The organism is Anaerotignum sp., from assembly GCF_030625865.1.
Classification (GTDB): Bacteria; Bacillota; Clostridia; order Lachnospirales; family Anaerotignaceae; genus Chakrabartyella.
This window is the reverse complement of record NZ_DAOUQB010000031.1, coordinates 19,719-31,221: the sequence shown is the minus strand read 5'-3', so window position 1 is coordinate 31,221 and position 11,503 is coordinate 19,719. Positions and strand designations below refer to the sequence as shown.

Annotated in this window: 12 protein-coding genes; 4 read left to right on the top strand and 8 right to left on the bottom strand. The window is 34.5% G+C overall.

Annotation, left to right across the window (positions count from 1 at the left end; all coding sequences use genetic code 11):
* Together P9Q65_RS09765 and P9Q65_RS09760 are read right to left on the bottom strand one after the other, a co-directional pair.
* Nucleotides 1-862 (bottom strand): hypothetical protein (locus P9Q65_RS09765; protein WP_304509244.1); only part of this gene is annotated, 862 nt, incomplete at its 3' end.
* Entirely contained in the window at nt 804-1,364 is a 561-nt protein-coding gene (locus P9Q65_RS09760) for an RrF2 family transcriptional regulator (RefSeq protein WP_304509243.1), read from the bottom strand. The genes P9Q65_RS09760 and P9Q65_RS09765, both read right to left, overlap by 59 nt.
* Nucleotides 1,365-1,563: 199 nt before the next feature.
* On the opposite strand from P9Q65_RS09760, the gene P9Q65_RS09755 reads away from it, so the two are divergent.
* On the top strand, nt 1,564-1,938 hold the full coding sequence (locus tag P9Q65_RS09755) for a pyridoxamine 5'-phosphate oxidase family protein (RefSeq protein WP_304509242.1): 375 nt from the start codon (nt 1,564-1,566) through the stop codon (nt 1,936-1,938).
* Between the two features lie 98 nt (nt 1,939-2,036).
* On the opposite strand, the gene P9Q65_RS09750 is transcribed toward P9Q65_RS09755, so the two are convergent.
* A complete protein-coding gene (locus P9Q65_RS09750) occupies nt 2,037-2,696 on the bottom strand; it encodes a hypothetical protein (RefSeq protein ID WP_304509241.1) in 660 nt (219 codons plus the stop codon).
* Between the two features lie 102 nt (nt 2,697-2,798).
* Here P9Q65_RS09750 and P9Q65_RS09745 point away from each other — a divergent pair, with 102 nt between their 5' ends.
* Nucleotides 2,799-3,356, top strand: a complete 558-nt coding sequence (locus tag P9Q65_RS09745) for a transposase (protein WP_304509240.1) — start codon at nt 2,799-2,801, stop codon at nt 3,354-3,356.
* Here P9Q65_RS09745 and P9Q65_RS09740 read toward each other — a convergent pair.
* Nucleotides 3,351-5,129: a diguanylate cyclase gene (locus P9Q65_RS09740; protein WP_304509239.1), complete on the bottom strand. Its 1,779-nt coding sequence runs from the start codon at nt 5,127-5,129 to the stop codon at nt 3,351-3,353. The two genes, P9Q65_RS09745 and P9Q65_RS09740, sit on opposite strands and share 6 nt — an antisense overlap.
* A 660-nt stretch (nt 5,130-5,789) precedes the next feature.
* Nucleotides 5,790-6,221, bottom strand: a complete 432-nt coding sequence (locus tag P9Q65_RS09735; protein ID WP_304509238.1) for a metal-dependent transcriptional regulator — start codon at nt 6,219-6,221, stop codon at nt 5,790-5,792.
* 111 nt (nt 6,222-6,332) lie between these two features.
* Here P9Q65_RS09735 and P9Q65_RS09730 point away from each other — a divergent pair, with 111 nt between their 5' ends.
* Together P9Q65_RS09730 and P9Q65_RS09725 are read left to right on the top strand one after the other, a co-directional pair.
* Nucleotides 6,333-6,566 carry a FeoA family protein gene (locus tag P9Q65_RS09730; RefSeq protein ID WP_304509237.1) on the top strand — a complete coding sequence of 78 codons (234 nt, stop codon included), beginning with the start codon at nt 6,333-6,335 and terminating at the stop codon, nt 6,564-6,566.
* Between the two features lie 15 nt (nt 6,567-6,581).
* Nucleotides 6,582-7,961, top strand: a complete 1,380-nt coding sequence (locus tag P9Q65_RS09725; RefSeq protein ID WP_304509236.1) for a ferrous iron transporter B — start codon at nt 6,582-6,584, stop codon at nt 7,959-7,961.
* 73 nt (nt 7,962-8,034) lie between these two features.
* Here P9Q65_RS09725 and P9Q65_RS09720 read toward each other — a convergent pair whose 3' ends face one another.
* From P9Q65_RS09720 to P9Q65_RS09710, 3 genes are all read right to left on the bottom strand, one after another.
* Entirely contained in the window at nt 8,035-8,364 is a 330-nt protein-coding gene (locus P9Q65_RS09720) for a hypothetical protein (RefSeq protein ID WP_304509235.1), read from the bottom strand.
* Between the two features lie 671 nt (nt 8,365-9,035).
* Nucleotides 9,036-10,358 carry an EAL and HDOD domain-containing protein gene (locus tag P9Q65_RS09715; protein WP_304509234.1) on the bottom strand — a complete coding sequence of 441 codons (1,323 nt, stop codon included), beginning with the start codon at nt 10,356-10,358 and terminating at the stop codon, nt 9,036-9,038.
* A 323-nt stretch (nt 10,359-10,681) separates the two neighbouring features.
* Nucleotides 10,682-10,852 carry a hypothetical protein gene (locus P9Q65_RS09710; protein WP_304509233.1) on the bottom strand — a complete coding sequence of 57 codons (171 nt, stop codon included), beginning with the start codon at nt 10,850-10,852 and terminating at the stop codon, nt 10,682-10,684.
* Nucleotides 10,853-11,503: the final 651 nt, after the last annotated feature.

Here is an 11,503-nt window from a genome sequence, read left to right as displayed (position 1 = left end):
TTACAGTTGCATTACTTTCAATTTTATCTTTTAGCTTATTAACTGTATCCGAAAAAGGAACAGCGGCTTCATTAAAACTGCTAATTTGGGTATTGATAGCTTCAATTATACTTGTTTTTGTGTTTAACCAATTTTCTTTTGCTGTAGACAAAATTTGCTCTCGACATTCGATAATCTTATCGTTGATCTCATTTGAAAAGTTAAATTTAATTGTAGATTCTACAACTAAATTTTCAATTAAATCAAGATTTTCTTTGTCAAACATTAAAACGTTTTTTTGCTTAGAAATGCTTTCAATTTGCATCTTTGCATCATCATATGATTTAATATCATCTTCAGATAGTTCTGACTGAGCCACGATTTTTTCTTTCTCTGTGGATAATTTTTCAATTTCTCTTAAAATGCCGTTTTTATTTCCGATTTCTAATTTTTCGGCATTTAACTTTCTTAAATCTTCATCATACCTTAAGAAATCCAATAACATCTTATTAATATCCATTTTATATTCAGTTATACAAGACATTAATTGTGATTTTGACTTGTTTATACTAGGATTTTTAAGTAAAATTTCTTCTACCCACTCATCAATTTCTGTTTGATTTTCCTTTTCGTCACTTAGCTGATTCAAATATGTTTGAGGTATATATATAATCTTATGACTTTCGTCCTTGCCGTCTTTCCAAAAGACTTTTAAATTAACATCATTTTTTGTTTTTCGTTTGGATGTGTCAACGTGCCTTGAACGGGCAATAATAATGCCACTTGAAACTGGTGCCCCCTTGGCGAGCAGTATCATTATTCTTTCAGACTTCCCCCTTTTCATTTTTCTCATGTGCGCTTTTATTATGGCTTCTTGAAACATGACTCATTCTCCGATTGTTAAACCATTCGGCGGTAGCCTCTAAGTGCTCTTGTGGAAGCTTATTCTTTACTTGTTCGTATAACCACGCTAATGTTTTATCTCTCAAGTACTGTCTCATTTGTTCTTCAGCTTCCATCATTACAACATGTATGAGGCATGGACATTTTGTATGTGTATCTGGCAAATTTTCTTTATCTAATAATATTTCGTTTTGCCTTATTTCTGCACACTGAAATAAAGGAGCACCGCCTTCTACGGCCTCTACTATATCCCAGAACGTAATACTTTCAGGCAAACGAGCTAACGCATATCCACCGTTTACTCCAGGTATAGACTTGACAATACCCGCTTTCCTTAGTTTGGTATATACTTTTGACAAATAGGTTTCAGATACACCTTGATAAGTTGCTAAATCCTTTATGCCTATTGAATTTCCTGTAGGATTATCAACCATATATAACATACAATGTAATGCGTATTCTACACCAATAGAAAATTGCATAAAATCACCCTCCTAGAATACAATTTCTTCTTCCCATATTACTTTAATATTTTTTATTAGTCAACCAACACAGTCTTAATTGTAGATAAAACAAATCTTTAATATATTTTTCATATTGACAAGCCATGATTTAGTATATATAATAATATTATAGATAACGCTTATCTATAATATCTTATTTCTACGGAGGGAAAATAATATGCTAACAGAAAAATTTTATGATGTAGTAAAAAGAGAAGGTGTTGTTTCAATTGTTTCTTGGGGAGAATGCGAACCACATATTGTGAACACTTGGAATTCCTACATTACTGTAACTTCAGATGAAAGACTTTTAATTCCAGCCGCAATCATGAGGAAAACAGAAAAAAATGTTAATATTAATAACAAAATAAAAATATCTTTAGGAAGCAAAGAAGTTATTGGATATAACGATTACCAAGGAACAGGCTTTGTAATTGAAGGTACTGCAAAATTTATTAGTTCTGGTCAGGAGTTTGAAGAGATAAAAGAAAAATTCAGTTTCTTAACAAGGGTATTAGAAGTAAACGTTAGCTCTGCTAAACAAATGTTATAATCAATACAGATAAGGATTTATTTAAACAATAGGAGAAGAGAAGACTCCCTACTCCTATTTTATTTTCTATTCATAGTAGTTCACTTCTTGTTTCACCACTATCTCAGCAAGGCATATTCCATCTGCATTTGTGTACAAGGCAGATATAGAAATTGACTATATCCGTCTTTTTCTACTTCCAACTCTGCAATTTCATCTTGCCAATGATACAGGGGAAAGTGCAGTCCATCATAAATTGTCTGAATGGGATTTTTGTTTTGATAAAGAATTCCATAGGGAGTAATTCTTGATTTAGGATTTTCAGAAAGCAGTTTTTCAAAATACGCTCTGCCGTCTAAGTTTTGCAATTCTTTCTTGCTGACCGCACCTTGTTCCGTTAGGTACATTTTCTTGCCTACCGCATCAAGGTCGCTGAAATCAGCAACAAGGCTGTAACAGTGGGTGTTAAAGGTGATATTGATGAGTTCTGCTGTAATTTCTGCATTTTCTGTATATGCCACTGCATAAAATGTTTGCAGTTCATCGTTATCGAAACTATCCAATCGTTTCATTAGGTAATCCAGTTCATCAATGTTGCAAGCCTTATCTTTTAAGAAAGTCGATAACCTTTCATCGGACGTATCAGCAATAGTGCAGTTGGGTTCTGCGCATGGCAGGATTTCTAATCTAAGGCAAGCTTTTTCAAAGTCCTGCCCTTTCCAAGGAAACCAAAGGCTTTCCCTTCTTTCGTTTACAGGGTTCTGGTTTCTTATTCTCATTTTCTCCTTCATTTTTGTTTTTGCATTAAAAAAGAGCCTCCTTTGATGTACCGACCCCCAAAAGTTAGACCAAAAATCTAACGATTGGGATGTCGGTTTTTTATGGCTAAATATAGCTATGAATTTAAGAAAGAAGCAGTTTTAACTTATCTTAATGGCGAAGGTGGGCAAAGTTACTTGATGAAAAAGTATGGCATTTCTGCTAAAAAAAGATTACAGGAATGCATTTCATCTTACGAACAATTTAGAGATGAGGGGTTAATTCGTTCTCGAAAAAATGAAAAGTTTTCCTTTGAATATAAGCTTCATGTGGTAAAATTGTATCTAACAATCGAACTTTCATATCAGGAATTAGCAATACAAGAGAAACTCAGAAATCCAAGCTTAATTACTAAATGGGTCAATGACTTTCGTATTGGTGGTCCTGAGGCCTTACGACCAAAGAAGAAAGGACGGAAGAAAACATTGAATGCCCCTAGTAAAAAAACAGATATTCAGCCTGTAAAAGTTAATCCTATAAATACAAGTGCTGAACTTATTAAAAAACTTGAGGATGAACTTCTCAAGTTAAGAATAGAGAATGCTTATTTAAAAGACCTGAGGAGACTGCGTTTAGAGTATCTAGATGCCGAAAAACCCTTTATAGCATTTTTATTATGAACGAAACAGCTCAAAAAATTTAAAATCACTTTTAATAATATGCCCCACCACTATTTCCTGAATGATATATTTGGCAATATCAATTGCACCCTGATCGCCTTCCTTTAATTGATTTAACAATAAGGCTGTCCGATCAATCAGTGCCGAATGTATTTCTTTATGTTCCTGATAATCCTTATAGGCATGGTCACGTAATATCTCTTCTTCATTACTAAAATGCACCACAATATGGTTCATTAATTTATCAAACGACTGTAATATCACTTCGTTATTATCCTCTTTAAAGCAGTTTATAATCAATTCATTTGATAAAGAAATTAATTCATTATGCTCTTGATCAATCTGAACATGTCCACTTTTAAAGAAAGGTCCCCATTCAATACTTACAGGTAATCCCCCTTTGTATATAAAAACTTCCTCATTGCTTACAACTTTATTTCGTCCTGTAAGCTTTGCTAGATAAAGAGAATTATCAATTCTTTTAAATATGGAAGTGGCATCATCTCCTTCAATCCATTGCGTTGCACCAAAGCTTGCTGTAACAGATGACACGCCCTCTATTTTCATTTGTTCAATATAATTACGCAGTTTTTCAGCGATCATCCCGGCCGCATCAATCTTGGTATTTAATAGGAATATAATAAATTCTTCCCCTCCCCAACGACATACGATATCAGCCTCTCTAAGGTTCTTCTTTAGCAGTAATGCAATTTCTTTTAACACCTCATCTCCAACTAAATGTCCATATTCATCATTAATGTTTTTAAAATGATCTAAATCTAATAGAATTAAGGAAAATTGCACTTCTGATTCAATACATTTTTTTATTTGCTGATTCAAAAAATCCACAAAATACCTTCTATTATATACATTTGTCAATGTATCTTTTGTTGCCAGTTCATATAATCTTTCATCACTTTTTTCTTTTTCGGTTCTAAGCATCCTGTTGCGAATACAAGCAATTAAACGCAAAATAAACACCTTGAAATCAAACGGTTTTATTAAAAAATCATCAGCCCCAATGTTCTCATTCTGTGATATGGAAACGCTCTCTCCATAGGCTGTCATAATTACTACAATGGCGCCTTGTTTTTCCTTCTTGATCATATTTGCTAATTCCTGTCCCGAAAATTTGGGCAAAACCAAGTCAATCAAAAACATCTCGTACTCATCAATCCGTTTCAAAATTTCTTTTACATCACGGTAATAATCCACATTTTTTGCATCAATTCTTTGAAAATAACTTTTAATAACTTGTAAAGAAAAAACACTGTCATCAATAACTGCAATCCTCATATTTTTCATACCATTGATAATTTGGTACTCTTTCCACGCATAAATAAAATACTGTTGTAATTCCTGCCCTAATGTTTCCGATTTTTGCAAGATTGCAGATACTCCCAAATTGTAATAATTAATCCTTGTTACAAAATCCATTTTATCAGCCAAAATAATGCAAGTAACTAATCCTGCCATCTTGCTATTGATGGTAAATACAATTTCTTCAGAAATCGAACGTGGCTCTCTATGATCAATAAGTATTAAAGTACCTCTTGAAATATTTGGCAATTCCACTTCCCATAACTCTATTGGAATTATTTTTGGTTTAACGCTGAAATCATTTAAAATTGCTTCACTTAAAAAAGGATTTGCAATACTACTTGTAAAATATATAACTTCCATAAAAATCATTCCAATCATTGTTAAGTGTAGCTGCAATCCAAAACGTTTTATATAGCAGCCTTTGATACATTGAAAAGAAACAGATTTCATTCTTTGTCAACCGAAGCTTCTTCATCTTTCCTCTTCTTAATTTTAGGAAAGAATTCAACCATTACATTTTTACAGGATTATCTCTGTTTAAAATATACAACACGTACTAATTGTAAATATTATTATATTTATAATTAATAATATTCTAATTGTTTTTGTGCCACCTTTAAATTCTGTTTCCTTTTCAATTTAAAATTCATAGTCTTTATTCCTTTTTGTTTAGATGCCACGCATTTTCATTTATTCAAACACCAAAATAAGACCACATCCCCTTAGATTAAAAAGATATTGCCTTACACAGAAGTCCAAATATTAAATTTAAATTATGAAAAAAATTTTCTTCTAATAAAAATCTAAAATAATTAAGTTATTCAAAAATCACAGTTTTAATTTTCGCTATGTTGGGCAAAATTTCTGTCCTTCATAAGGGACATCCTATTTATATAATTATACAGGGATTTTCGGAAAATTACAATCGTTTTTCCTAATTCAATTCGTTTTTTAATTTTTTTGCTACTAAAAACAATAAAAGCTTAAATTCCTTTTAGGACAATAAAAGAACTTTAGATTTCCTCAATTTTTTTTACAGTCCCCGCCCTATAAATTTATTATCATATCTATATAGCTTTAATATGTAAGTTCATCTGTCACCTTATAATATTATCTTGATTTATTTTGTAATTTTAATGTAAGCCTTTTTAAGTTTTCGACTGTTCTTCGATCTAAAAAATGTTCTATTTTTTCAACCTGCTCTAGTTCATTTTTCGAATGATTTAAAAGGCATAAAAATCTATGAATTATTTCGTGTCTATACAAAAGATACGCTCCGGCGGTTTTTCCTTGTTCAGTAAGGGTTATTTGTCCGTATTTTTCTGAATTGACATACCCAAATTCCTTTAATTGTTGTACCATTTTTGTCGCAGAAGATGGCTTCACATTTAACATTTTTGATAAGTCATTCACCCTTGCAATCCCTTTTTGCTCTAAAATACGGTTTATCATTTCCAAATAATCTTCCATAGCTGATGTAAGTTCAGCAGCCTCGTTCATTTGATAACCTTTTAGTGTATAAAATTCATCTGATAAGCTCATAGCAATTCTCCCCAGTATTCAATTAATTGACAAGCACCTTTTTAGCCTCAACGAATACTATATAGTTAGAAAGTTTCCTTAACCTAAATATATTCGAAAGGCGGAACTACTATGAATGTAAATTCTCTTAACGATATAAATCCAGGTGAACAGGCTGTTGTAAGTACTTTACTTTCCACAGGAAGCATGCATAGACGTTTGCTTGATATTGGATTGGTTGAAAATACAGTCATTGAATGCTTGGGAAGAAGCCCCGGTGGTGATCCAACAGCTTTTTTAATTCGTGGTGCAGTTATTGCAATTCGCTCAGAGGATTGCGAAAATATACTTGTAATCCGCAGGTAGTAAGGAGGTGTAGAAATGGGCTTAACAAACAGCTCTATCGGAATAAAGGCAATTGACTTAGGATTGGATATAAAAAAACAATCGCAAAATGATAAAGTAATTGCCCTCGCCGGAAATCCAAATGTTGGAAAAAGCACTGTTTTTAATGAGCTTACAGGAATGAATCAGCATACAGGAAACTGGCCCGGCAAAACGGTTACAACTGCACAAGGCTATTGTTCCACAAAAAATCAGTCTTACGTTTTCGTTGATATTCCTGGCACTTATTCACTAATGGCCCATTCCGCAGAGGAGGAAGTTGCAAGAAACTTTATTTGCTTCGGCAATCCCGATGCTGTGGTTGTAGTATGTGATGCTACTTGCCTGGAGCGCAACCTAAATCTTGTATTGCAGACCATGGAAATTTGTAACAACGTAGTAGTATGTATTAATCTTATGGATGAGGCAAAAAGAAAAAACATTAAAATAGATCTCAAAAAAATTTCCGAAAGGCTGGGCGTTCCTGTTGTCGGCACCATCGCAAGAAAAAAGAAAAGTCTCACCGAACTTATGGATACTGTTGATAAAGTAACAGATGGTAGAGTAAAGCCACATCCTTTGCGGATACACTATGAAAAAAAAATTGAAGAAGCAATTGCAATTCTTGAGCCGGTAATAGAAGAAAAACTGGGTAACAAAATAAATAGCAGATGGGTTAGTTTAAAGCTTCTGGATCAAGATAACTCACTCATCACAGAAATTAACACACGCCTTAACGTTGACCCTTTTGAAGACAAAGAAATAAACGAAGCATTAGATGAAGCAAAAGATGTTCTTTCGGAATATGGAATTCATTCCGAAAACTTAAAAGATAAAATTGTATCAACCCTTGTACAGGAAGCTGAAAATGTTTGCAAAGATGCTGTTATTTTTGAAAGAGAAGGATACAATGCCTCAGATCGAAGAATAGATAAATTATTAACCAGCAAAGCCACAGGGTACCCCGTTATGTTGGCGCTCCTTGCACTGGTGTTTTGGTTAACAATAACGGGGAGTAATTATCCATCTCAACTTTTGGCAGACTTTTTTTTCTGGATTCAAAATCGTTTAACAGACTTTTTTCTATATGTAAATGCTCCAAAATGGCTTCATGGCATTTTAGTACTGGGGGTTTTTCGTGTTTTAGCCTGGGTTGTTTCAGTAATGTTGCCTCCAATGGCAATCTTCTTCCCTTTATTTACCTTGCTTGAAGATGCAGGTTACTTACCAAGAATTGCCTATAATTTAGATAAAACATTCAAACGGTGTTGTGCATGCGGAAAGCAAGCACTTACCATGTGTATGGGATATATAATTTTGAAAATTGAAAAACCACACTTTCTCTTGATTATATATTTCCTTAACGATAATTGTTAATCCAATTCCGGAAACAACAATAAAAATATGACACCAAATTCAGTACATATTTTGTTAAATTCCCAATCATAATCTATGATAAAGAAAGGAAAGGTATTAAAGTTTTTGCTATAACCCATAAAGGCCCTTTTGCTCCGCCAGCTAAAGATGCAAAGCATAGAAAAAAAATACCTCCCATATTGAGTAAGCCTAAAGCTGCTTTTAATACTTTGTTTTTTAATACATAACAAAGTACGATACAACTGTAGAATCCCAACCATGTAATGTCAAAACCGCTTATAGGGAGTGTTGATTTCATGAAAAAAACATCTATGTATAACATTAGGGGGAAAATTAGACTTAACGCAAATATTGCAATTTTAATTATTAGATTTTCTTTTAGAAATATCATTATTTTTTCCAATGCTTTTTCTCCTTAAAAATCGACGACTTGTTGTTTGAATTCTTCAGGGTATCTACTGCTTGATTTGCGGGGCATGTGAACACATCCTTTCAATAAAATTTTACTGTGTCACTCTTTTGTAATTGCTTTACGATGATTACTGAAAAAATTAATATGCTTACAGTAGTAAAAGAGTTGCAATTGTAATGGATATATTTTAATTCACCGTTTCTTTTACAAGTAGACCTTTAATAATACATAGTTGCCCTTTGAAACCACAATACCTGACGTACCAAAAATTGATAATCCAATGCAAAAAATATTTACCTTTGGCAACCACTGGAGATTTTCTATATACAGCATTTAATACAGATTTACAAGAATTTTTAACGATTTATCGCAACACTCTGCCAAAGCTTTGGGATATAATATTACTTTTGTAGTTTTGTACCAATTCCTCTAATAATTCAAAACTTTATAAATTAATATATCGTACCTTGCACATTTTTACTTTATTATACATGTATCTTCATATTTTTTCCATATATTTCAAAAAGGTTAAGCCTAAGTGTCATTTTTTTGACCTAGCCTTAACCTTTGATTTCTTTCTATATAGACTTAATGCTGGGAGGCGTTAGCATTCCGCATCCGATGCTGTTTATATAAGCCCTATTTTGCTTTGATCGGAACAATTATACGTTCTCATCCGGGAGATTGGCGGGAGCAGCGATCCGCGCCCAGATCATATTTGCGCGATCCACAGAATCAAAATACAAACTGGTGAGCAAATTAGTCGGGATATGAAGTTCGCCTGCCAGCATAGTGATGCGATTCCAGTCGGCTCGTTCATAACTAAGAAGCAAAGAAAACAGTTTGCCCGCGGACCCCTTTTGGTAGAGCAAGGCATCTCTGACTTCATCTGCAACTGGGACTTCGGACAAAATTTCTTCCATAGGCGCGTCTACCAGACAGCCCAGTGTGGAAAACATGCCGATTAGATAGGCATCACCCTTAGAGATGGAAAGCGTATCCTGCGTGTAATCACTTAGATCGCTGCAGAAATTCGCCCGTAAGAAAGACAACTTGAGGAACTCCTCACACGATGGATCGATTTCATTTTCCACATTGCTGGCACTGAGAAAATAGATCCATTGACGTAACTGACCAAGCCCTAGAGTCATAATGGCCTGGCGAATGGTAGTAGATCGGTGCTTGGAAGAAAAATAAACGGAGTTTGCCATGCGCAGCAGACCGAATACCATGGAAGCATCTTGGGAGACCAGCTGCTCAATCTCATCAATATCTGGCTCATCCTGCGTGACAGCCACTATCAGTCTGAAAAAGTTGCTTTGCAGATATCCGCTAGTATGTGCTTTAGATGAGAGCTTTTCTGCCACAAAAGTCCCCTCCAACGCATCTGCGTGCAGGTTTATTGCGCAATTGTAAAGCTCCTCGTTGGTAATATTGGTTGCGATACATTGCTTTCCCATGCTATGGGCAAGCTCAATGATGTTAGACAATGTCGACACCGGAGTCGTAGAAAAATTCAGCTTGATATAATGAATCTTGTCCATCAGTGCTAAATAACGAGGTGCAAATCTGAATTCGTTTACCGCGATTTTGTAGCCCTCTTTTGCAAACTTCTGAACGAAATTCATAGCCAGCGGGTAGATAATTACGTTATCTTCAATCTGAATAACCAATTCAGATTTTTTGAATATCCGGGGCGCATTCTTCATTAGCAGAGTAGGTGTGAAAGTCATGAAATTCAAAGTTCCCGTCAAAGATTTGTCGGTATTCTGGGTTAAAAAATTATAAATAGCATTTGCGGCGGCAAAGTCATTTCTATAAGCCGAAGCATTGGATGCAGAGGGCGTGGCAACGTCCGCCTCCCCCGAAGAAGATGGGCCATCAGCGCCAAACGCCTGATTTTCGCCGTAGTAGAGAAGTTCGTAGCCGACGACATTGCTGTCCCTATCTTTAATTGGCTGTCGTACAATATACTTGCTGTTCACCTTATTCTCCTTTCGACAGGCTATAGTAACGGTCTTTTTTATGCTCCGTTACACCTGTTTTTTATGTAGAATAGCATCTTTATATTATATTTATCGGCATGATTTGGAAATAAATAACACTTTTTCGTATTTTACACACAATTACTGTATTTTTCACCCCAAAAACATTATTCAACACAAGAAAGTCAGCAACCTGTCCTTGTCGACCAAAATTGTAATACCACAGTATAAAATTTGCTTATGCAGCACAGCATTCCTGTTGCTTTCACAAATTTATCTTTTCTTTAAATAGAGCTTGTCTACTCTGTAGGGCTTACGCCCTTTTATTTTCTGCCCTTCGAGTATTCTCCCAGCATCATGCCTCTAATTATCCGCCTAGCTGTCTCCGGCAGCTGATCCGCACTTGTTAAATAACCAGCTACGCTATCTCTAACCTCACCATTTGCCATAACGTGGGTAACCTTTCCTCTTCGGTTTGGTTCTTGCTTCTTCATATCAACACCTCCTGCTTAATACTTATGAATTGAGAAATTTGTCCTATGCGTTTATCAATTTATCCTGCATATATGGAATATTCTGTAATATTGCGGTATCCTTCTTTACAGGTGTTGTCGTGCCGAATGCCTAAAGAAGGGAGGCACTATAAAATTGCACTTAACTTGTTATTGGTGAAATTAATTGATTTATTCAAAGCATTCACCTCATTTATTACCCCGTTTGTATTCCTCCTTTATTTTTAAAAAATCCCACATAAAAAATCACCGTAGCCTTGACGACCACGGTAAAAAACAGTTGATCTTATATTAAACAGGCAATTTGGAAAAATCGTGTCAGATAGGAAGAATTTATAAAATTGGCCGCCCGTGGCGATAAAATCAAAATGGAAAAGGTAAGGCAATTGAATTAAATTAATAACAGAAATCACCGACGTTTTACTATGACCCACGAGACGGATCACACTATACTCAATCATAAGATTGGCACAATTCACAATCGCAACAGCGAGATGAATCAGCAGACAGTCCGCTGAAATTAGAGCGGCTAAAATGAAGGAATTTATAAAAGAAATTTTTTTAATCTTCATCCATTTGAGACGAATGTAAGAGATTTATTTGATAAATTTATACGGAAATTCAATAAATAAA